The sequence below is a fragment of the Bdellovibrio sp. HM001 genome (assembly GCF_055397275.1).
In genome coordinates this window covers 3,346,703-3,368,498 of record NZ_AP029174.1, presented here as the reverse complement: position 1 = coordinate 3,368,498, position 21,796 = coordinate 3,346,703, and the positions used below count along the sequence as shown (strand labels likewise).

General features: G+C 49.6%; 21 protein-coding genes. 7 read left to right on the top strand and 14 right to left on the bottom strand.

The window, feature by feature from the left end:
* The first annotated feature begins 4 nt into the window (after positions 1 to 4).
* Complete coding sequence (locus ACZ5ZZ_RS15850; RefSeq protein ID WP_464118710.1) at positions 5 to 946, top strand: hydroxymethylglutaryl-CoA lyase; 942 nt, start codon at positions 5 to 7, stop codon at positions 944 to 946.
* A 16-nt stretch (positions 947 to 962) separates the two neighbouring features.
* Here the strand turns inward: ACZ5ZZ_RS15850 and ACZ5ZZ_RS15845 are convergent, their stop codons facing one another.
* Together ACZ5ZZ_RS15845 and ACZ5ZZ_RS15840 are read right to left on the bottom strand one after the other, a co-directional pair.
* Positions 963 to 1,532: a hypothetical protein gene (locus ACZ5ZZ_RS15845; protein WP_464118709.1), complete on the bottom strand. Its 570-nt coding sequence runs from the start codon at positions 1,530 to 1,532 to the stop codon at positions 963 to 965.
* An 84-nt stretch (positions 1,533 to 1,616) separates the two neighbouring features.
* A complete protein-coding gene (locus ACZ5ZZ_RS15840) occupies positions 1,617 to 2,417 on the bottom strand; it encodes a TIGR02147 family protein (protein WP_464118708.1) in 801 nt (266 codons plus the stop codon).
* Positions 2,418 to 2,593: 176 nt separating this feature from the next.
* Here ACZ5ZZ_RS15840 and ACZ5ZZ_RS15835 point away from each other — a divergent pair, with 176 nt between their 5' ends.
* A complete protein-coding gene (locus ACZ5ZZ_RS15835; RefSeq protein WP_464118707.1) occupies positions 2,594 to 3,211 on the top strand; it encodes a hypothetical protein in 618 nt (205 codons plus the stop codon).
* 71 nt (positions 3,212 to 3,282) lie between these two features.
* Here ACZ5ZZ_RS15835 and ACZ5ZZ_RS15830 read toward each other — a convergent pair whose 3' ends face one another.
* The 4 genes from ACZ5ZZ_RS15830 to ACZ5ZZ_RS15815 form a co-directional block, all read right to left on the bottom strand.
* The gene (locus ACZ5ZZ_RS15830; protein ID WP_464140266.1) at positions 3,283 to 4,911 is read right to left on the bottom strand and encodes a lytic transglycosylase domain-containing protein; all 1,629 of its coding nucleotides are present in this window, start codon (positions 4,909 to 4,911) and stop codon (positions 3,283 to 3,285) included.
* Between the two features lie 107 nt (positions 4,912 to 5,018).
* A complete protein-coding gene (locus tag ACZ5ZZ_RS15825; protein ID WP_464118705.1) occupies positions 5,019 to 6,170 on the bottom strand; it encodes a hypothetical protein in 1,152 nt (383 codons plus the stop codon).
* A gap of 118 nt (positions 6,171 to 6,288) precedes the next feature.
* Positions 6,289 to 8,127, bottom strand: a complete 1,839-nt coding sequence (locus tag ACZ5ZZ_RS15820; protein WP_464140263.1) for a TonB-dependent receptor plug domain-containing protein — start codon at positions 8,125 to 8,127, stop codon at positions 6,289 to 6,291.
* A gap of 25 nt (positions 8,128 to 8,152) precedes the next feature.
* On the bottom strand, positions 8,153 to 8,755 hold the full coding sequence (locus tag ACZ5ZZ_RS15815) for an energy transducer TonB (protein WP_464140260.1): 603 nt from the start codon (positions 8,753 to 8,755) through the stop codon (positions 8,153 to 8,155).
* A gap of 201 nt (positions 8,756 to 8,956) precedes the next feature.
* Here ACZ5ZZ_RS15815 and ACZ5ZZ_RS15810 point away from each other — a divergent pair, with 201 nt between their 5' ends.
* Together ACZ5ZZ_RS15810 and ACZ5ZZ_RS15805 are read left to right on the top strand one after the other, a co-directional pair.
* The gene (locus ACZ5ZZ_RS15810) at positions 8,957 to 10,486 is read left to right on the top strand and encodes an ABC-F family ATP-binding cassette domain-containing protein (protein WP_464140257.1); all 1,530 of its coding nucleotides are present in this window, start codon (positions 8,957 to 8,959) and stop codon (positions 10,484 to 10,486) included.
* A 101-nt stretch (positions 10,487 to 10,587) separates the two neighbouring features.
* Positions 10,588 to 12,072 (top strand): hypothetical protein, encoded by a 1,485-nt coding sequence (locus ACZ5ZZ_RS15805; RefSeq protein ID WP_464140254.1) that lies wholly within the window; start codon positions 10,588 to 10,590, stop codon positions 12,070 to 12,072.
* On the opposite strand, the gene ACZ5ZZ_RS15800 is transcribed toward ACZ5ZZ_RS15805, so the two are convergent.
* The 8 genes from ACZ5ZZ_RS15800 to ACZ5ZZ_RS15765 all read right to left on the bottom strand — a co-directional run bounded on the left by ACZ5ZZ_RS15800 (position 12,069) and on the right by ACZ5ZZ_RS15765 (position 19,530).
* Complete coding sequence (locus ACZ5ZZ_RS15800; protein WP_464140251.1) at positions 12,069 to 12,887, bottom strand: DUF2799 domain-containing protein; 819 nt, start codon at positions 12,885 to 12,887, stop codon at positions 12,069 to 12,071. The two genes, ACZ5ZZ_RS15805 and ACZ5ZZ_RS15800, sit on opposite strands and share 4 nt — an antisense overlap.
* Positions 12,888 to 12,901: 14 nt before the next feature.
* Positions 12,902 to 14,734, bottom strand: coding sequence for an ATP-binding cassette domain-containing protein (locus ACZ5ZZ_RS15795; protein WP_464132255.1), 1,833 nt, complete (start codon positions 14,732 to 14,734; stop codon positions 12,902 to 12,904).
* A 113-nt stretch (positions 14,735 to 14,847) separates the two neighbouring features.
* Positions 14,848 to 15,222: an aspartate 1-decarboxylase gene (gene panD / locus ACZ5ZZ_RS15790; RefSeq protein WP_464118698.1), complete on the bottom strand. Its 375-nt coding sequence runs from the start codon at positions 15,220 to 15,222 to the stop codon at positions 14,848 to 14,850.
* A gap of 10 nt (positions 15,223 to 15,232) precedes the next feature.
* The gene (locus ACZ5ZZ_RS15785; protein WP_464118697.1) at positions 15,233 to 16,003 is read right to left on the bottom strand and encodes a type III pantothenate kinase; all 771 of its coding nucleotides are present in this window, start codon (positions 16,001 to 16,003) and stop codon (positions 15,233 to 15,235) included.
* The gene (gene coaBC, locus ACZ5ZZ_RS15780; RefSeq protein WP_464140248.1) at positions 16,000 to 17,271 is read right to left on the bottom strand and encodes a bifunctional phosphopantothenoylcysteine decarboxylase/phosphopantothenate--cysteine ligase CoaBC; all 1,272 of its coding nucleotides are present in this window, start codon (positions 17,269 to 17,271) and stop codon (positions 16,000 to 16,002) included. Before coaBC ends, ACZ5ZZ_RS15785 begins: the two co-directional genes overlap by 4 nt.
* Positions 17,258 to 18,013: a pantoate--beta-alanine ligase gene (panC, locus tag ACZ5ZZ_RS15775; protein ID WP_464140245.1), complete on the bottom strand. Its 756-nt coding sequence runs from the start codon at positions 18,011 to 18,013 to the stop codon at positions 17,258 to 17,260. The genes coaBC and panC overlap by 14 nt, the downstream gene beginning before the upstream one ends.
* The gene (gene panB / locus ACZ5ZZ_RS15770; protein ID WP_464140242.1) at positions 18,010 to 18,801 is read right to left on the bottom strand and encodes a 3-methyl-2-oxobutanoate hydroxymethyltransferase; all 792 of its coding nucleotides are present in this window, start codon (positions 18,799 to 18,801) and stop codon (positions 18,010 to 18,012) included. The genes panC and panB overlap by 4 nt, the downstream gene beginning before the upstream one ends.
* A gap of 6 nt (positions 18,802 to 18,807) precedes the next feature.
* Entirely contained in the window at positions 18,808 to 19,530 is a 723-nt protein-coding gene (locus ACZ5ZZ_RS15765) for a DUF2520 domain-containing protein (protein WP_464140239.1), read from the bottom strand.
* Positions 19,531 to 19,835: 305 nt separating this feature from the next.
* Here ACZ5ZZ_RS15765 and ACZ5ZZ_RS15760 point away from each other — a divergent pair, with 305 nt between their 5' ends.
* The 3 genes from ACZ5ZZ_RS15760 (at position 19,836) to ACZ5ZZ_RS15750 (ending at position 21,722) form a co-directional block, all read left to right on the top strand.
* Entirely contained in the window at positions 19,836 to 20,312 is a 477-nt protein-coding gene (locus ACZ5ZZ_RS15760) for a mobile mystery protein A (protein ID WP_464132251.1), read from the top strand.
* On the top strand, positions 20,309 to 20,908 hold the full coding sequence (locus ACZ5ZZ_RS15755) for a mobile mystery protein B (protein ID WP_464118691.1): 600 nt from the start codon (positions 20,309 to 20,311) through the stop codon (positions 20,906 to 20,908). The genes ACZ5ZZ_RS15760 and ACZ5ZZ_RS15755 overlap by 4 nt, the downstream gene beginning before the upstream one ends.
* 79 nt (positions 20,909 to 20,987) lie before the next feature.
* Positions 20,988 to 21,722, top strand: coding sequence for a hypothetical protein (locus ACZ5ZZ_RS15750; protein ID WP_464118690.1), 735 nt, complete (start codon positions 20,988 to 20,990; stop codon positions 21,720 to 21,722).
* Positions 21,723 to 21,796: the final 74 nt, after the last annotated feature.

The window sequence follows — 21,796 nt, the reverse complement described above, 5'->3', positions numbered from 1 at the left end:
TTCTATGAAAAAGTCAGTTGTTATTGTGGAAATGGGATTAAGAGATGGTCTGCAGAACGAAAAAACTGTTCTGGATGCCGACACTCGTGTGGAATTCGCAAGACGATTGATTGCTGCTGGAACAAAGCGAGTTGAAATTGGCGCCTTTGTTTCGCCGACGTGGGTGCCGCAGATGGCGGGCACAGCAGAGGTGGTGAAAAAGGCTTTTGCCTTGGTGAAGGCCGGGGACATCCCTAAGAAGACCGAGTTTTCGGTTTTGGTTCCCAACGAGCGTGGCATGCTGGATGCCATTGCCAGTGGTGTGAAAGAAGTCGCGATCTTCGCGGCTTGTTCAGAATCTTTTTCGTTGAAAAATATCAATTGCTCCATCGATGAAAGCTTCAAACGTTTTGAGCCCGTGATGGCTTTGGCGAAAAAGCATAAAATCAAAGTCCGTGGTTATCTGTCCACGTGCTTTGGTTGTCCTTTTGAAGGAAAAGTTTCTGAGGCCAAAGTGGTGAAGCTGGCTCAGCGGATGCATAAGTTGGGTGTCTATGAGCTTTCGATTGGTGACACCATCGGTGTGGCGGATGTAGGGCAGGTGGAGTCTTTATTCCGCAAACTGAAGAAAGTGATCCCGGCGAAGAAACTGGCCGGTCACTTTCATGATACTCGCGGGCAGGCTTTGGCCAACATCCTGGCGGCGTACAAGCTGGGCATCACCGTCTTTGATACCAGCCTTGGGGGCCTGGGGGGTTGTCCTTATGCTCCGGGGGCGACGGGCAACGTGGCCACTGAAGATGTGGTTTACATGTTCCATGGTATGGGTGTGAAGACGGGATTGAATTTGGATAAGCTGATTGAAATCAATCCGTGGATGGCTGAAAAAATTCAGCACCCACTTCCTTCAAAGGTCGGCAAAGTCGGCAAGCTAAAGCCGCTGGGGAAAGTTCAAGCCAAGGTCTAAAACCTTGGCTTTTTCTTTAGTAGCCCACTCCAAAAGACAAAGTGTGCTGGAATTCATTCTTGGACATGTCCTGGTAGTCTTTAAAGACCATGGTTGTCCCTGCATTCAAAGAAAAGACACCCAAACGAATCCCCAGATTGATACCTGCATAGGGGTCATACTTCAGTTCTTTCTCTTTCGTTGTCACCACACCACCGGAAGTGGTTTCTTCTTTGCCTTGAGTGGCTTGGGCCCCCAGGCGTCCGGTTGAAAAGAAATAGTTGTTAAAGCGATAGGTGGAACGCACACCCAGTTTGTATTTGTCGTCCTGATGATAGATTTTTTCCGGCGCTGTGGAATAGGTTTCGGTGTCCGAGGCCCGTGTGTACTCGGCTTCGGCAGACAGAATGTCTTTCCCCGCCGTCAGGCGCAGACCGTACATAGCGCGAGTGGCAAGGTGATCCTTGGGGTAAGAGCGATAAACAGTTTCATAGCCGTAAAGAGGTTCGACAGAGTATCCGGAGCCCTTGGCCAACGTGAAGGATCGGGCTGTGGCGGCATTGGACGTCAAAAGGATCAAGAGGAACATTAAAGATGAACTGCGCATGTAAACTCCTACTTGAGGCTTATCGGATAGGAGGGAGGAGAATTGACAGTCCAAAGTCCAAGGTGGACTGTCAACTGTACTTATCTATTCCAAGGTATTGAGTTCTGCGGGGGCGCCACCACAAGGCATGAGTTGAATGGAAAGCTGATAAACGGCGCTTTTGTCCCCTTTGCCTTTGAACTTTTTGACGAACCCTTTTTTCATTTTATCAAGATATTCAATCGCTTCGGGCACAAGGCGTGGATCAAAAACGGTGAACATCATGCTGAAGTCCGAGGTCTCTTTGGCGGTTTGGTTTTCTAAAACTTGTACTGCATTCTTCAAAGCTTCTGTCTTGCTGGTGTGAATGCTGTCGGCAAGGCGAGAGCGGTCGGTAAAGTAGAACTGGGCTGTGTTGCGAAGGCGGTCCTTGTGTTCTTCGACGATGCCCAGTCTTTTCAGGCGCTCAACGGCTTCTTGCGCCTCTGCAAAAGAAATTCCGAAATAGTCAGAGATGCTCTTAACGCTGCCGTCATAGTGACTGGAATCAAAGAAGGTCACCATCGCCAGGTGGTACCATTTTTTAAAGAACATCAATTCATCTTCGGGGATACGTTTTGCCAGGATTTCCTGGGGTGGGGCTTTGGTGGCTGGGTAGAAGTCTTTAAAGGCTTCCAAGCATTCCCATGCTTTCGAGTCAGCCGAGGCAATTTCAGTGAGAACTTTTTTTACGGTCGATTTATTCATGACCCTTTTGCCGTGCAGCGCCTGAGACAGCGTTGAGGCGCTGACCCCCACTTTTTTAGCAAATGATCTTAGTGAAAATTGCGGGTTTCGGGTTTGAATGTTTCCCAAATGGCTCTTAATCAAAGACAGGACGTACTGGTTGGCTTCTGAAAGTTCCATGGATTCAATTTTAGAGGGGGAAAGAGCATCTTTGAAGTCTTAAGTGGCGAGCCACAGGAAAACTAGACAGGGCTCGGTGTTTCCCGCGAAACGGGGTGTGGAAAAAGTTCTGATTTTTCTTGCCCGGAACGCCGGGTTTTGGTGTAGAAAAGGCCAATCAAGTTTTCGGAGGGGTTATGTTTAAAGTTACTGCGAGTTTGTTCCTGTCTCTTGTTTTCTCTGCCGGTGCGGCTTCTGCTGATGTTGTTGAAACACGCAAGGTCTTTGATGGCATGTCTGTGTACTGCAAAGAAGAAAAAGATGTGAACAGCAAGGGCTTTGTTCTTGAGGGTGTTCAGGCCGTGAATCTTGGCCACGGTGAGACTCGTTTGTTCCTCAGTCCTGGTTTTCTAAAATGTACATCTGAAGGCTGGAAGGAAATTTCCTCAGAGCAGTTCCTGAATTCCACGGTCGTGGGTTTGGATGGTAAAGTGTATTCTGTAGAAGGTTTGGCTCCAGAGGTTTTGGTAGTGGACGCTGCTTGGCAGAACTATCGTTTGGCGCCACTGAATAAGAATGTGGCGATCGACGTGCGCACGATTGATTTCATGAATCAGAAACAGCGCGATCAGTTGAAGCGCGATGGTCGTACAGTTTTGCATCTGGATGTGGCTTTGAGAAGCCATGTTAAGTACTCCACAGAAGGTGGGGAGGCTGTTAGCATGGGATATCGCACGACCGGGGCTTTCCGTTTGAGTTTGCAGATTGAAGCCGTCGCTGACGGTTTGAATGTGACTGTTGGTCAAGCAAAGTAAATTTTAAAGTGAAATGATCATAATGAACAAAGGCACCGAAAGGTGCCTTTGTTGTTTTCAGCTCAAAGAATCTACTTATTCTGTCGGGCTGATACTTGTCCCGCAATCTCGGTCTTTTGGGCCAGTTCCGGATAGAGCTTGGAATACCAGTAACGATTTCTAAGGATACCAGCGACGTATTCACGGGTTTCATCAAAGGGTATCAGGTCCACAAACAGCAGAGGATTGTCCACAGGATAGCGTTTCATCCACTTGCGAACATTTCCAGATCCGGCATTGTAAGAAGCCAGAGCTTTCATATGGTCGTTCTTGTACTCTTTGACCAGTGCTGCAAAGTAGCGGGACCCCAGTTGGATGTTGGTCGCCGGATCTAACAGCTCTTTGTCGGAAATAGCACGGCGGCGCAGGTCACTGGCTGTACGAGGCATAAGCTGCATCAAGCCTGCAGCACCCACCGGGCTCTTGGTGTTGGGATTAAAGGAGCTTTCCTGTCTCATCAAAGAGATCAGCAGGAATGGATCCTGATCGCGATGGTGTTTCAGCACCAGATCCGAGAATGCCAGGGGATAGTAGTAAGATAGATTCTTCAGTGTTTTGTACTGAGGGTGTCTTTGGAACAGACGGCTCAGAACGGTGAAACGCTGATGATTCATGTCCTCGAACTTTGCCAACAAAGTGGCGACATAAAGCTGAAAGCCAGGTTCTGCCTCCGCCAGTTCTGCGTAGTCGATGAACTCCAGAGTTCTTTTTGCCAGGGCATCCTTTTGCTTTTCAAGAAAGTGTTCAACCAACTGAATCGCCCCATTAAGATCTTCAAAAGAGCTGCGGTTCTGAATGCGCTGGTCACGGAGTTCTGAAACTTTTTGGTAAGGACCATCCTCCATTGTCGCGTAGTCAGTCAGGATGTGATAGCTCAATGGGAAATTGGTGAAATGATCTTCCATGGCGCCTTCGGTGACATCATTTCCCTGTTCACGTTCGTTATGGTTGATCCAGAACTGCGCCCGTGAAGTCAGGGCCACATCCTTGGAAACTTCAGAAAGCTTTTTCAGGAAACGAGTCGCGGACTCGGGCTGATTCTGCCAGATTTCAAGCAAACCGCCGCGATAGAGTCCCAGCTCGCTGATTTCCGTTTCCGATCCACATTCCATGGCGCGGGCATAAAGGGCTCTTGTTTCATTCAGAACTTTTGAGTCGGGAAGTTTTTCTTCCAGTTTAAAGGCCAAAGCGGCAATCACATGTGGTGACAGGCAGACAGACTTTTTTGTGACCTGCTCAGAAAGCTGCTGGCGTTCTTTGGCGCTCAAGCGCGCGACGGTCTTGATTCCTTCCGAGGCGCTACTATTAATAATTTTATCCCATTTTTTCTGGCGGATCAGCTTGACGGTTTCAGGGGCTTTAAGGCGCAGATCTTGGGGGTTCTCAGAAGCTCTCTTGTCTTTATAGAAGCTCTTGCACAAAACTTCGTTGCGTTCGATATGACAGCCCTTATAGCGGGCGGCAAAGAAATTGTGCTTTTCATTAAGTTGAATAAATAGCTCCGCCGCCTCTTTGTGCTCCTGCGAGACGGGGGAGGGGCTGGCCTGTACATTTTGTAGCATGTGACCAAAACCGGCATCGAAATAACAGCCCGCCACCGCCCCGATCAGGGCCAGGGAGCTTGAAATCATTAATAAAGTTGAGAACCGGTTTGTTTTCATATCTCTTGCTTAGGGTTGAGTGCACTAAGTGTACCCTTTGATGCCTAAGCAAAAGAAAATGAGGACCTGTTTAAATGCGGGGAAAGTGTCTCAGGTTGAGATGGAAATTAAGAGCCCTGACAGGCCTTGGCTTTAGCGGGAGTAAAGTTGTAAATCATGGTGCCGCCGTCTTTCAGGACACTTTTTTTGAGTTGATCCAGGTAAGGCGGAGCCGAACCCAACGTGGCTCTGCCTCGCGCGCGGGTGTCTAAGGTGCCCGCAACTCCCAGACAACCTTGTGTCGGTGTGTAAGGATCCCAACCATGCAGCAGAACTCCACGACTGTGGATATCTTGATTCTCAGGCTCGAGACCAACAAGTTCGATACCGTCACGAATGTTTCCGCCACGAGGGGGATTGTAGGCCTTGGTCATGATGGCGCCATTGGGAGTCTTTAAAGATCCTCTGCCATTCCCAAAGCCGCCTTCACCGCGTGAAACCCACAGGGGATTTTTATCCAGCACCGAGGCCATGGAACCATCGGCGTTCAAGATCCACATTTTACCCATCACGCCGCCGTTGGAAAAGTCATTGAAGATAAAGATGTCGTCTTTGACTTTGTCTTTATTCTTTTTAAGGGCTTCGATCGCCTGCTTTAATCCGCAGCTCAGCATTTTGTCGTTTTGAAGAGCTGTCGGGAAGTTTTTCTCGTCACAGATGCCGCCAGTATTGGAGTTAAGCATCGTGTTGGTCTTATCAATCTTTTCAGTCATGGCTGTGGCCATGGCGACGGACTCATTCACCTCGACCCCTTTGGTGGCGGGGGCTGTGGATTTTTGTGATCCCAGACCGAACAGCCCCAGGAACCATTCAATTAGGTTGAAGCTGCCGGTCTTGTAAGCGGGAACGTCCGTGTTCAGGGTGCAATTGGTGGTTGAGCCTGAACCAGAACAGGTTGCGGATTCGGTGGTAAGGTCTGCTTGTTGAACGACGAGATTAGAATTCTTAGCCAGAGCCTGAAGGTCGGCGCTGTCCGAGGAATTGTCGGTGCCTTTGATTTCAGTGACCTGGTAAAGGCTGTTGTTTTCAACCTTTTTTAAAAAGCCGCTGCCACCTTCATACTGAGGACTGACGAAGCGGGTGTTTTCGTTCACGGGTTTTAAGGTCACAGAGGAATTCTTGGGAATGGCTCCAATAGGCATGACGGCTTCTGTATCAGAAGCGGCACCACAAACCGAGTGGAGAGAGAAGACCAGGGCCCCAAGTAAAATGGATCTCATTTTTTCAATTTACATGAAGAACACTCTGATAAGTAAGGCCAGTTTGTGTCAAATGACGATATGGTCCTGTTCCGGGAGATTCGCAAGGGACTTGAAATCCCTTGCGCTGATCTTAGGTCTAGAACCAGAACTCCGCTCCCACAGAGGCGTTGAAGCCATCTGCCAGGTAGCTGTAGGTGTCTTGGTAACGATTGTTGGTCAGATTGTTCAACCGCGTGAAGACGGTGCGATCTGAAGTCCACGCAAAGGAATAAGCCGCATTGGCGATCACGTAGCCTGGGTTTACAGTAGGAACGGATTGGAATCCATAGTCTGTGCGAGTTCCAGCACCAATGAGTTCGATCGAACCTGTGTGCCTGTCAAGTGTCTGCAGATACTTCAGGCTTCCATTCACCAGTGGACGGCGCAGCAGCCAGCGATCATTGTCGACATCGCGTGGCTCCTGATATCCGTAGGTGGCCATCAAAGTTCCATTCTCAAACGGGCGCATGGTGTAGGTGATGTCGACGCCGCGGGTTTTGGATTTGGAGACATTGTTGTACTTCATAGCAGGGAACGTGCCGGTGATCTGCAGTAGATCCTTGAACTCTGCATAGAACAAGGTCACAGACAGATTCTGTCTTTCTGAAACAGCCCATTCCTGCATCAGACTGTACTGAGTTGCCTTTTCCGTTTTCAGATCCGGGTTTCCGTAAGAAGAAAAGAGTTGGAACAAAGACGGAATTTTATAGCCGGAAGCCACTTCAAGCTTGGTTCTTTCAAACAAGGTCAAGCCCAGTTGATAAGTTGAGACTGCATCCTGATCGTCCCAGTTTTCCAGGCGGCCACCCACGGCCACAGCAAAACCGGGTGTCCACGTGTAGTCGGCTTTTAAGAACAGACCTCTTTGTTCACTGAACTTATTCACGGTTTCTGTGCCTTTGTTTCTGTAAACGAAGTCTTCGTAGATATAGCTGAGGCCGCCGTTCACGGACAGTTGTTCCCCTTTATAGGGAGTGAAATCCACACGCGCTGTTTTCAGATTGGCGCCATAGCGCTGATCAGTGCCGGTGGGATTGTTCATGTCCGGGGGAGTGGTTGCGGGCCATTCGTATTTACGCAAGCTGTTTTGCATGCTCAAAGCCAGGCGCGGTTCCCACGCCAGGTCATTGAACTTCAGGTGAGCCGAAGCTGCGGATTGACGAGTGTAAGTTTCAAACCCTTCCGTATCATAAATTCTGTTGGAAGTGCGGTCTGAACCCGGAGAGTAATTGAGGTCCTGCAAGAAGCTGGTTTTCAGATGTCCTTCGACCGAGCCCTTCCAGGCATAGGCTGCGTCACCATTCCAGTTGTTTTGGGCATAGCTTTTATCCGAGTCTTCTACCGGAGACATTGCATCTTTCCAGGAGCCGTGGCCACGCATCAGAAAAGCGTGGGTTTCATCCAGAGCTTCGGTGTGAACAGCCGTGATATCGCGGAAGTTCTGGGTTCCGGCCTGAACTTGCAGGCCTGTTTTCGTTTTGAAATCCTGCGGAATGGTGTCGATTTTGATGACGCCACTGAGGGCCTGACCACCATAAAGGACTGTCTGTCCTCCTTTGATGATTTCAATGCGACGAACGGATTTGATATCCAAAGAGTTCAGATTGAAGGTTCTTTGGATTGTTGAAGCATCATAAAATGGCACGCCGTCAACGATGATCATCACATGACTGGAATCACCACCACGAATAAATATTGAATTGGGTTGAAAGGCCGTACTGACAACCGTGACGTTGGCCTGACTGGAAAGCAGACTTGTGATATTGGGCGCACGGGATTCTTTGATGGTTTTTTCGTCGATCACGACCTTGTTGGATGTATTAAACACAACATCTTCGACCACGGTTTCAAAGCTGGGAATAGATTCCTGAGCAGCGGCCACAGCCGTAACCATAGTCGCAACAAGCAGGCCGGCAAGAAGAACAGAGTATTTCACGTTGAATTCCTTTAGATGTACGGACTTAATTTACTTCCAGCTTAAATCTATAGGTGTAACGGATCTTAACGGCAACTGATTCCTTGCCTTTGAAAGCTGGTTGAAACTCAAAACTCTTCAGCGCTGCCACGGCGGATTCATTCAACCCATATCCGGGACCGCTCAGGACCTTGACTTGTCGGACCTGGCCATGGCGGTCGATCAGGATCTCAAGAAGAACGGGACCATCAACACCGGCACTTTTGGCTTCGGCAGGATATTGAGCTTTCACTTCACGTTTCACCTTGGGGAGGCGGGTGATTTCACTCCAGCCCACGACGGGGGTGGAGTCGTCACTGAACTGGTCGGAACCCATCTCAGATTCTGCGGCGGAAGTGTGTTCGGCAAGATTTTCAGACGAGGTCGTTGGTGCGCTGGAGGAACTGGGAACAGCCGGAGGAGTAGATGGAGCGGCCACGGGGGCCGAGGCGGCTGCGGCGGGAGTATTCGCCGTCACCGGGTTGACGACAGTAAGATCCACAATTTCTCCGATCTCAGGATGAGAAGAGGGCGTGGAAAGCCTTAAGGTCCCCAAGGCCAGCAGGTGCAAGGCAAATGATAATAAAAGACAGATAATCAGCTTCTTCAAAACATTATGAACTTCTCACAAATCTTTCTTAAGTCAATCTTCGGGGCTTTTGTTTGGGGGGCTTGTGAGCCGGAACAAATTGTAGTAGTCTATGACTGTCGGGCGCTAAACCCGACGTCTATGAGAAATTAAATCCGTCGTCTTATTCCTTTTCCAAGAACACTCTGAGGCCCGCACCGGGCTAGGGACGGATATATTAATATGCAAAATCATTTCATTCAGGTGACGGCAAGGTCCCTGAGTTATGAGCTTCCCCGCGGGGAAAAGCTTTTTTCGGATATTTCATTTACATGGAATTTTCAGCGCTGTGCTTTGGTGGGCCCAAATGGGGTTGGCAAAAGCACACTGGCTAAGATTATCTCAGGACAATTGGCGGCCACCAGTGGGGAGCTTCTGGTGGATCAGGCCGTCGTGTATCTGGCTCAGATGCAGGAGCGTCCCGCAACCACCGTGGCTGAGTATCTTTTGGCTTTGTGGGACAGTCCCTTGGCGGATCCCGCAGTGTGGGGACCTTTACTGCAAGACATTGCGCTCGACAAACCACTGACTGAACTAAGTGGTGGTGAATGGACCCGGGTGCGGATTGCTGAAGCCCTTTCCCAGGCAGCGGGGCTTTTGATTCTGGATGAGCCGACCAACAATCTGGATCGTGAGGCGCGCGCAGTGATTCGAGACTTTGTCCGCCGCTATGCGGGTTCTGTGCTGGTGATCAGCCATGATCGGGAACTGCTGGAGCAAGTCGATGGAATCTGGGAGCTTTCCAGTCAGGGTTTGCAAAGCTATGGCGGATCCTACTCGGCTTATGAAGAGCAAAAAGAAGCAGAACGTGAACTGCTGGCGGAACGGATCGATCGGGCTCGTCGGGATAAAAAGAAAGTTGAGCGGGAACATCAGGAAAAGTTGCGCACCCAGGAAAAGCGCATGCGCGCGGGCCAGGCCCTTGCCGACAAAGGCGGCCTGCCGCGCATTCTGGTGGGAGGATTGAAGCGCCGAGCTCAGGAAACGCACGGCAGGATTCAGGCACGCGAGGAAAAGCGTGTGGAAAGATCCAAAGAAGAACTGAACTCCCTGATTCAGTCGCAGAAGATGGAAACCCATCTGGGGCTGGATTTAAGTGGCACAGAGATCCCCGACGGCAAATTGATTTTCGAGCTTCAGGATTTCAATTTGCGCTTTGAAGGTCAGGAGCATTTTCTTTGGGCCAACCCTTTGACGAGGACCATGCGGGGACCCCAACGCTGGGCTCTGGTGGGACGAAACGGCTCAGGAAAGAGTTCTTTGATCAGAGCTTTGTTGAGACAAATACAGTTGTCCGCCAGCACCGGAGTCTGTCATCTGGGGGATGTGCAGGTGCGCCTCTTAGATCAGCAGTACTCGCTACTGAACCCGAATCAGTCGGTTATGGAAAACGTGATGGAGCAGAGTCGGCGTGATCCGGCCTTGGTACGAAACCAGCTGGCTCGCTTCCAGTTTATGGGTGAAACGGTGAACAGGCAGGTGTGTGAACTAAGTGGTGGGGAAAAGTTGAAAGCATCATTGGCAAAGATATTTCTGTCTGACCCCGCAGCCCAACTTCTGATTCTGGACGAACCCACCAATAATCTGGATCTGGACAGCCTGCAGGTTTTGGAACGAGCTCTGCTCGATTTTAAGGGAGCTCTCCTGGTGGTTTCGCATGATGAAAAATTCTTGCAGGCCGTGGAAGTGAGTTACCGGATAGATCTAGGTTAAGGGCCCGGCCTTTGCAATCCGTCTGGATTGTTATGTTAGCTCGTTGGTTGACCGCCCTTAGTTTCCTGTGTTTTGGCCTACTTAGCCTTTTTGTCGTTCAGATGACAAGAAGGCCGCTCTGTATTGAATCCAAGGTTGTCGAAAGAATCGACAGGCTGGGGGTTCAATCCACCGACACCGTTTATCGTTGTGCCGTGAACAAGGAAACGCCGTTTAGTACTTACTTCAGCGAACAAAGCCGGGATCTGACCTATCGAATTCAAAAGATCGAGCGTCTTTTGGAAAGCATCGAGCCTTTTGAAAGAAAGGTGCAGCTGACTATCATGGAGGACCGACCTTATCTGTTCAAGGTTCGAGGTCATCATGTCTTTATCGGAGAGAAGTTGCTGGCAGCTCCGGGTCATCTGGAAAAGGCGCTGGCCAAGGTTTGGTATCGTGAACGCAACGATGGCTTCTTCGCGCAGCAGGCTTTGATGGAAGAAGTCTTCACCGATTTTCTGGTCTATCTGGATTTGGGCGATCTGGATATCGGTGATCCGAACACTCACTTGAAAACGGCTTTGCGCAAAGTGAAGTGGCCTTATGTATTGAAGTCAGTTCCTGCGTACTGTGCTTCCTCATGGAAGCAGTCTGAGCACTTTGGTTTGTGTCAGGATAAAGAAGAAGCCAGTGAGATTCTGGCAGATCAGGTTGTGGAAATGAGTCTTCGTCCCTTGCTGGTCACCAGCTGGGTGAATGCCTACCGTGGGCTTTCCATGAAGGAGCGTTTTGACTTCTACCGTATGATCCCGACCTTGTTGCGTTCAGAGCATTCCGAGCCACTGCCCATTGTGGGTGGGGCCTTCGTGGGCGAAAGAACCACAACGCTGTTAAAGGCAGCGGAAGCCATTAAGAACATCAATATGTTTGTTTCTAAGACCAAGGCGATTAAAGACTCGGAAGCTCATCGCGTATTTGTCGCCAACTTCACCAACGAACTGCGCGGCAACGGATTCCAGGATGCTTTTGCCGAGGCGTCCTTTGATATTCTGTTCATCGCCCATGGTGATCTGACCGAAAAATCTGCGGTTCTGAAGCAGTTTATGAAGATTGCCAAGGCTCAGCCCAAAATTCAGATTGCCTTGCGGGATGATGAAAATCTATGGATGCTGCCGTCCAAGTATCCAATTCCGGTAAAGTCTTTTGGTGAAATCAAGTCCACCCGAACCATCGTTGAAAAATGTGGCGGCTACAACTTCAGCTATGTCATGGATTATGCCGACGAAACAGAAAAACTGCTGGTGGTGGATCACTGTGATTTGAACAAAGAAGTCCACTATGGCCGCTATCTTAAAGAAGGTGCCGAAGGTTTTGGTGCTGAAAACAAAGGAACGGCTTTTGTGCAGTTCCACCTGCCGTCACTGTTGATGAAGAGGGCGGAGCTGGTACAGGTTTCCAACGTCTTTGAATTCATTCAAAAACGCGACGTGGAAAGTTCGTCCTTTAAAAGTCTTGGCTGGCGGGAAGTTCATTGGAGCGAGCAGGCCAACGCTTATCAACCGAAGGCCTACGTCGACGCTATCGAGTGGTTCCGCGTTCCGAACTAAGGTTGTTCCAGGCTGGGAAGTTCTTCGCGGTGGCTGTTGATTTCCTGATTAAGCTTATCGCGGCTGGATTCCAGATTTCTGATATCGCTTTCCAGGTTGGACACTTCGGAACGCTTCAGAGACAGATCGGAATCCAAAGATTGAATCTGAGATTCAAAATGTGTCACCAAATAAGACTGCTTCGAACTTAACGCTGAGTTTTTTTGGTGTTCCAGGCTGGTTTTCTGGGTTTCCAGCATATGCAAAGAGCCCTTGGCAAAGGACAGTGAATTCCTTTTTGCCGTGATATCCATGTCGATGTTGCGAACTTGTTTGTCTTTGCTTTCGATCAGGGACTGAACATACTTGCGACGTCCTTTGCGGTATTCAGGCAGGAATGCGGCCTCCAGATCTTTCGGACAGACGTTCTGATAGCGTTTGCCCGAAGTCCCTGCCGTATAGCCGTTGGATTTCGCGCAGTAATCACGAAGACCTTTTTGGTGTTCAGCGACTAGCACATTGATTTGTGGCCCTTCACAAAGATCGCGGGAAAAAAGATCCCCGGACTTTCCAATAAGATAAGTGTTTGGGCCCGAGCAGTACTTCTCGACGCCACTTTTGAAACCTCGATCCAACTGGGATTCCTGAATGTCTGCTTCGACCTTGCGGCATTCGTTCAGGGTGTTGTCGGCGTTAAGCCATTGACCGCGCATGGCGACTTTCTGTCCGTGTTCAAACCAGTTGATCTCTTCGCAGTTCTTTCTTTTGAAATAGCTGGTGCAGCCGACAACAGACAACATCAAAACAACTAGCAGTGATTTGGAAACGGACTTCAAAACAGACTCCTTAGTTAACCGATCAGGCCCTTAAGCTCGACTTCAAAATTTTGCTGATCTTCCATCGCTTGCAACATCGTGGATTCCAGATCCTCGATGGCGCCGCTGATTTCATACAGCTCTTTGGATAGTCCCGCGGCTTTATCGCCGGCCGCAGTCATCAAAGTTTCATTTATAGAATCTCTTTTTTTGGAAAGATCGGCAATCTTCTTGTCGCAATCCTCAATCAGCTTCTGGGCCTTCTTGATCTGTGTCTCAATGCGCTTGCGCTCTTCTTTGTAGTTGAACTTCGGACTGTCCGTCTCTTTGGCGGAAATTGCCCTTTGCGTCGGGTGGACCTCTTCGGTCTGACGCTCGGCTAAGAAACCTTTCTGCAAGCTCCAAACGTACTCATCGTAAGTGCCGGGATACAAAGTCAGTTTACCATTGTTCACTTCCAGAATCTTGTTGGCCACACGCCCGATAAAGCCGCGATCATGGCTGACGGTGATGATCGTACCTTCGTACTTTTCCAAGGCCGTGGTCAGAGCTTCGACGGTGTCGAAATCAAGGTGATTCGTCGGTTCATCCAGTAACAGCAAAGGCGACTTCTGCAAAAGAATCTGTCCCAGGGCCACACGGGATTTTTCGCCTCCCGAGAGCACTTTGACCTTCTTATGAACATTGTCACCAGAGAACAGCAAACTTCCGGCGATATTCAAAACATCCTGTTGCGTGACTTCTTTGTGAGCCGCCGAAGCCATGGCTTCCAAGACTGAGTGTTCGGGATTCAGAGCCTCCGGGGTGTGTTGTGCAAAGTACGAGAAGCTGACTTGATGGCCCCATTTGATAGAGCCCTTCACCAGCGGAATCTGTTCGCCCAGGGATTTTAGCAGAGTGGACTTTCCGGCGCCATTGAGTCCGACAATACCCAAGTGATTTCCACGCTCTAGGCGCAGTGAAACGTCCTTAAGGATCACTTTGTCGCCATAACCACAATCGACATGTTCCACTTCCAGAATGGTTTTTCCCGTGGGCACGGCCGGCGGAATATGAATATGGGAATGAGTCGGCGCGGCCTTCATTTCGATGACTTCCATCTTTTCCAGCGCCTTCAGGCGGCTTTGTGCCTGGCGAGCTTTGGTGGCCTTGGCCCCGAAGCGGGTGACGAAGTCCATGATGGATTTGCGTTTGGCCTGCTGGCTTAGAATCTGCTTTTGCAGAATTTCATTCAGCATTTGTTTTTGCTCGAAATAGTCATCCAGACTGCCCGGGAATTTCACAATGTCGCCGGATTCCACTTCAAGGATATGATCCGTCACACGACGCAGGAATTCACGATCGTGCGAAATCAATAGAAAGGCCCCTTTAAACTCCTGCAGGAAGTTTTCTAACACCAACAAGGTTTCCAGATCCAGAAAGTTCGTCGGCTCATCCAGCAGCAGCAGATTCGGCTCTTGTCCGATCAGGAACAAAAGCTTCACGCGCATACGATAGCCCCCGCTCAGCTGCTTGAGGTGCGATTGAAAATGAGCCTCTGTCAGGCCCAGCTTCAGACCAAACTGCTTTAGTTCCCACAAGGGCTTCAGGCAGTTCTTTTCCAGATAGTCTTCAACTTTTTGATCCACATCCCAGTCAGCTTCCTGTTCCAGATATCCCAGGCGCAGTTGCTGGGACTTGGTGACGATGCCCTCGTCCAAATGTTCCTGATCGACGAGGATCTTAAAAAGTGTGGATTTTCCGGCGCCATTGGGCCCAATAACGCCCACGTGTTCGCCTTCATTGATGGCGAAAGTGGCGTCGTCGAAAAGAACTTTGGAGCCAAAGGCTTTGTGGCCGGATTGCAGTTGTAAAAGTGTGATACCCATATAGGGCTAAACTGAAGGAATTTTGCAGCAGGGTCAAGCTGCTTAGGCACCCGTGTGCCGGAATGGAGCCCTCCCTGAGGCGGGAAGGCTTATTCCTGTCTTCTGGATTGAAGCTATTTATTATTTTTGCGGTCTTCTTTGCGCTTCTCAGTCACTTTGTTTTTTGCATTCACAAAGACCACTGTGGGCTCATGTTTTTTTCCTTCTTCCAGGCTCAGGCCGCAATAAGAACAGATGATCACCAGATCGCCCTTTTGCACGTGGCGGGCGGCGGCTCCGTTCAGGCAGATCTCGCCTTTTTTCCCTTTGATTACGTAAGTGGAGAAGCGGGCGCCGTTGTTGCAGTTATAGATATCAACACGTTCATTGATCAGAAGGCCAGAGGCCTTGATCAGATCCGGACAGATGCTCACAGAGCCTTCATAGTTCAGATCCGCGCCCGTCACAGTTGCACGATGGATTTTGGTTCTTAGCATTGAGATATTCATACATTATTCCTTAAGCGTTATGTTGAAGCGCGATCAGCATGCCCTTGAGTACTAGATCAGGGACAATCTCATCAAAAACTTTTTCTTTTTCAAATAAATACGAGAAGCCACCGGTGCCGATAACCGTCGGCTTTTCACCCTGGAAGCACTCTTTGGTGATTCTTTCTGTCAGTTCTTTGATGGTCCCCAAGTGACCATAATACAGACCCGACTGAATGCTCTCGATAGTTGAGCGGCCCAGAGCTTCATGCATGGAAACGATTTCCACAGAAGGAAGCTTGGCAGTTTTGCTTTCCAGAGCCTCCATGCAAAGGCGAAGGCCGGCCACGATCGAGCCGCCTAAGTAGTCCTTGTCCTTGGTGACGGCGCAGAAAGTTGTGGCCGTTCCCAGGTCCACCAGAATCAGGTTTTTGCCTGGATACAAATGTGTCGCGGCGATGGAGTTTGCAATGCGATCTGCGCCGACTTCCAACGGGTTGCGATACTTGATTTTCAATCCCGTTTTCACACCGGCTTGCAGGATGAATGGATTGATGTTGAAGTACTTCATGCAGGCCCCACGAAGAGAATAGATCACTTCCGGGACGACACTGCAGATGGCGATTTGTTTGATCTTGGCCGGATCAAAACCATTTTCCCGAATGGCCGTGCGCAGGAAGATGCCGGTTTCATCCGAAGAAGCTCCACTTTTGGAGTTCTTGCGGAAAGAAAGAACCATCTTGTCCTTTTCAAAAAGTCCGGCATAGATTTGGGTGTTCCCCACATCAAGACATAGAATCATAAGGTATCCTTTGGCATAAGAACGCGCACCAGTTCACTTGTCAGTTGATCCAGATTATCGCAGGCGACAGCGCTGTGATGGTCATGCAGAGTGAACTTGTGAGTGCGTTTGACAATATCAATTTCGCTTAAATCATTGTGAACAACAAAGTCCGCATTGGAATTGGCAAAGAGCTTTTCCACCGCGGCAGTTCTTTGTTCAGGACTGGCGTGACTGGTCAGTTTAAAGGCGATCACTTTCAGGCTCTTATTCTGAGAATAGTCCTTCAGGCGATCCACAATCTTGTGATTGCGCTTCAGATGAATGTGCATGGAATCTGCATCTGAGCTGACTTTTTTGACTTCAAACGGGCGATATTGCTGACCATCCACCTCAATGGTATCCACGGAATAGTCGCTGACGGCGGCTGCGTGAATCACATGCGTGAAGTTTTCGCTGGAAAGATAATGTTTTATCTTTTCATCCAAAGTGGCAAAGCTGACGAAAAGATCCCGACGGGTCACGTGCTCTGACTTGGGTGATCCATGGGCCTGCAGCAAGGTCACATCAAAACCCATCTCGGTCATATATTCCGCGATGGCAATGCCGGTACGACCGGAACTGAGGTTGCTGATGACTCGGACGGTGTCGATCGGTTCTTGGGTGCCCCCTGCGGTGATTAGAACCTTTACTTTGGACAAGGCGGCTGATTTCGGCGCAACGCTGGAGCCAGGTTCAGCCACGGGCTTTTGTTGAAGAGCCTGTAAAGCCATTTTCAGAATCAAATCAGGCTCCAACAGCTTACCCCAACCTTCCTCTCCACAAGCCAGAATTCCGGAAGCTGTATCCAGAATCTGCAAGCCCATTTCTTTTAAGGCTTTCAAAGATTTTTGCGTTACCGGATGCAGATACATGCTGGTGTTCATGGCCGGCGCAATCAGGAAAGGTTTCTTGAAGTCATGGGCCAGAAACAGTGTTTGCAGCAGATCATCGCCAACACCTTGTGCGGCTTTATTTAGAAAGTTCGCTGTCGCCGGAGCGACCAGAATCAGATCGGCCCATCTCATCAAGTGAATGTGATCCATGACGTTGCCCGCGGCATACATGTCGCTGATGACCGGGCGACCGGTCAAACCTTCCAGAGTGGCATTGCCGACGAACTTCAGGGCTGAAGGGGAGGCCACCACCTGTACGTCACAGTTGTTCTGCACCAGACGGGAAATCACGTGGCAGGCTTTGTAGCAGGCAATAGAGCCTGTCATCATAAAGAGGACTTTAGATTTGGACATTGTCTATCAACCTCACGTCCCCGAGTCTGGCGGCAACGAAGCGGCGGGTTCCCACATCCGTTACATAGTCCACGATAAATCCTTGGGCAGTCAGTTTTTCGGCCGCTTCCTCAGCGGTCTGGCTTTCCGTGATGGCTTTGTAAATAGCCGGTGCCTTCATGCGCTCGCTGGAGTTCAGGCGCACGTTGCGAGAGCTTTTTGCCAGACCATCTTCTTCCCGAACCGTCGGCACGGGGACAATTTCCAGATCCATAAAGAAGCTTTCCACCATCCCTTGAATCAAAGTCATTTGCTGAAAATCTTTTTCGCCAAAATAGGCGCGTGTGGGAGCCACGATATTAAACAGCTTCATCACCACGGATAAAACGCCATCGAAGTGACCCGGGCGGTGAGCCCCATCCAAAAGATTTGAATAACTGTTCTCGGTCACCTTGTACCGGTAATTGTCCGGGTACATTTCGTCATAACGGGGATAAAAGATGGCGTCGACCTTATTGGCTTCGGCCATCGCCAGATCGGCTTCCCAGGTTTTGGGATACTTTTCCAGGTCATTAGGGTCGTTGAACTGGGTGGGATTTACAAAAATAGAAAGCACGACAACATCGTTGTTTTTGCGAGCTTGTTTTAGCAGCTCTTCGTGTCCGGTGTGCAAAGCCCCCATGGTAGGCACGAAACCCACAGAACCTTTTTGTTGTTTTCTCCAGGTGCGGAACTCCTGGGGTGATCTTAGGATGACTGTCATGAGTAGCTCTCTTTCTCCGTCGGGAAGGTGCCTTCGTGGACTTCCTTGTGGTACTGATTGAAAGCATCTTTCATGGCTTCAAAACCATTGAAGAAGGTTCTGACAAACTTCGGTTTGAATCCCTGATTCATGCCCAGCATATCCTGAAGAACCAGAACCTGGCCATCGCAGTCTGAGCCCGCCCCGATCCCGATAGTCGGAATATCCAAGGACGCTGTGATTTCTTTGGCAAGTTTAGAAGGTACGCATTCCAGCACGACAGAGAAGGCCCCGGCATCCTGCAATTGCAGGGCGTGCTCTTTTATAACTTTCTGGGCTTTTTCGTCGCGGCCTTGAACTTTGAATCCGCCAAGCTGGTTTACAGACTGCGGGGTCAGCCCCAGATGTGCCATGACCGGCACGCCGGAATCCACAAGGTGGCGAACCAGCTCAATGTTGCCCGCGCCGCCTTCAAGTTTTACCGCGTGGGCTCCGGCCTTCATGATCTTTTCAACGTAGTTCATATTGGCGGTCAGACCTTTGCGATAGCTCAGGAAAGGCAGGTCGGCGACGACAAATTTTTCCCCGGCTCCACGAACCACCGCTTCGGTGTGCAGGGCTATCATGTCCACAGAGGCATTCAGAGTGGTCTTGTGCCCGTGCATGACCATCGCCAACGAATCACCGACCAGCAGGCAGTCAATATCACTTTCAGCCAGAATGCGTGCAAACGTATAGTCATAGCAGGTGATCATGGAGATCTTTTGCTGTTTCACTTTCCTGTCATGGAAATCGAGGATGGTTTTCATAAGACCTCACTTTCGTGGATATTCGGGCCAAAGGGTTTCAAGGAAGGCTTTGTAAATCGCCTGATAAGGATCGTTGTTCAGGGCTTGAAGATTCTTTTCGACGGTCACAGCGTCTTTGCGCGCCAGCGGACCTGTGAAGGCTTCGCCAGGATTGGCCAGTGTATTTTCAACAACCTTTTCAATGTAGGGCCTGGCGGCGCTGGCAGGGATTCTCATTTCACCGAAGCCTTCAAGCATTTTGCCGATCAATAAGGTGGTGAAGTTGCCACCCAGAACACACAGGGCATGATAGCGGGCTTTTTCAAAAGCAAACACGGACGAGAAAGAGTTGGGAAGTCCCGGCAGGGCTTCGCTCAGCTCATCACAGCCGGTCAGGGCAAAGTGAATTTGTTGGTAGGACTTCAGATCATAAAGATCATTTCCGAAGGTCATCAGCGGATGAGCGGCTATCATGCCCTTGAAATAGAGCGCGCCGGAAAAGTGCACCAACACTTTGTCATCAAAAGCTTTGAGATGTTCACTGTAGAAGGCTTCCAGGGCCGAGTCACTGATGGCAACCAGAAGGTGTGTGGCGTTGGTGGCTTTGTTTTGAAAAGCAGATTCGCTTTGGCTGCGATCCCAAGTTGTGAAATTTAAATTGAGCAGTTGGAAATAGTGTGCGAGATGTCGGGCGACACGGCCTGCACCAATAATAAGATAAGAGTAAGATAAAGTCGTTGTCGCATTCATATAGTTCGGTACCTGTCTTTTAAGGGATCAAGTCCTCTGTAATAGTCGCAACCTAACACAATTCTAACAGATAGCAACCAAACAAAGCCTCGGAGTCCGAACTGAGATCAGACGTAAGTCCATGATTTTTGGAGGTTATTGGCGACTGTTTGGTGGCATTTTAAAGTAAATACTTTAAATCAAAGGGCTTTTTGTGATCTGTGGTGATTTAATATATTCTATAATAGATGAATAAATATATTTTTGATATTTTATAGTAGATGTATAGATGTATTTTTAATCTATTATAAGATATAATAAAAACCATGAGAACAAACAAAGCTCTGATCAAAACACAACGACGAAGTTTGGATGAAAAGCTGAAGTCTTTCCGCTCAGCTCGCACGGTCATCAATCCCAAATCGGGTTGGGTGAAGGCCATTCGTGAATCGCTGGGAATGACCTCCCAACAGCTGGCAGAGCGCATGGGCATTCAGCAATCGGGAGTCAGTCTGCTGGAACAGCGGGAAGCCGAAAAGAAAGTGACCCTAGAGACATTGCAAAGAGCCGCGCATGCCATGGGATGTGAGCTGGTGTACGCGCTGGTGCCCAAAGACAGTTTGGAAAAAATGGTGGATGAACAATCCAAATTGGCCGCTGAAAAAATTCTGGGAAAAACTCTGCATACGATGGAGCTTGAGCAGCAGCGTGCAGGCAAAGCTGAAACAGAACTGCACTTCCACGAGCTTGCGACGGAGCTGAAAAACAAACTCGACAACCGCCTGTGGAGGAGGAAGCCATGAGTTTTCAACTGGAATACCCACCTGGGGCGACCCCTTTAAATCCGAATGAGCTGGCAGGCTTGGTGCCGACGTATATTTCCACGCAAAAAGAGCTGAACGCCGTCGAGCAGGACAATATTCTGCGCGGGGAGCAGTGGGCATTCAGTCGCAGAAGAAAGAATGTTCTGACAGAAAAATTTCTGCGTGAACTGCACCGGGAAATGTTCGGGCTGGTATGGAAGTGGGCGGGCACCTATCGCACCTCCAATAAGTCCATCGGTATCGAGTGGTTTCAGATCCCTTCGGAGATCAATAAGCTGATGGGGGATATTCAGTATCAGATCACGCATGAGACTTACCCCATGGATGAGATCGCCGCTCGTTTTCATCATCGCCTGGTTTGGATTCATCCTTTTCCCAATGGTAATGGTCGTTGGGCGCGAGTGATGGCGGATGTGTTGTTGTTTTCGTTGGGACATGAACGGTTCACATGGGGGAGCAATCTGAATATGGGCACCTTGGGAGAGCATGGAGAGGCCCGGGCCCGCTATATTCGCAGCCTGCGCCTGGCGGACAGTCGAAATTACAAGGAACTTTTAGAGTTCGTTCGCTCTTAAAATCTCTTGCGGGAAACTCCCGGGTTGCCGCATTGCGCGGCGCTGGACTCAGCCTGTGAAATGCAGGATGGTCGCACCTATGAAGTACTTATATTGGGTCGGCGCAGTTGCCGTGGTTGCATTGGGTGTGTATTTTTCCATGAACTTTCAGATTCAGGAAAGATCTATTCCGAAAATTAAATTCTCCCAGGTCGACATTCCGGAAAAGTTGGGCAAAGGGGTCTATGAGCGCCTTCGCATGGAGATCAAAAGCTCTCCGGTGGTGTTGTTGGGTGTGACGCCAAATCAAATTGAGGATCTGGAGTTGTGGAGAGGCTTTTTGGAAGCCAATCAGCAACAGGGTTCCAAGTACGACGTGATCGTAGTGGATCCGCAGCTTCCCTTCGTGGAGCTCTTTGCTTCAAATATGCGTCTGGATATCCAAAATGAAATGGATCGCTTTGTTGAGGGCATTAAAAATGCGCAAGCTCAGGGTTTGAGAGTTGCCGCGATAGTTCCTTACATCTATTCTTCGCAACTTGTGAAGAAGGGACCGGCCCTTCGTTTGAAGGAAGAGCACAAAATCGACGTCACCAGTTTTTCTGTGATGAAATTCCCCGTGACGCGCGAGCAGGAAGAAGGTTTCCTGCCCCTGTGTGAACTGGATGCCGGCCGTGATCTTGCGGGAACAGGTCATCTGGGCTGCATGGTTCGTGAGATTGCACGCAAAACGTATCGCAAAAAGTTTGAAGAAAATAAATACTCAGGAATGATGGAACAATCCGGCGCCAAAGACTACATCATCCTGCTAAACCGCAACGCCAGCCCTCGCTAAACCCAAAAGGTGCCTGCTGGGGCACCCTCCACAGGAGGGCCCACCCCAGTTTTTCTGGCTGACATGCGTTTGCT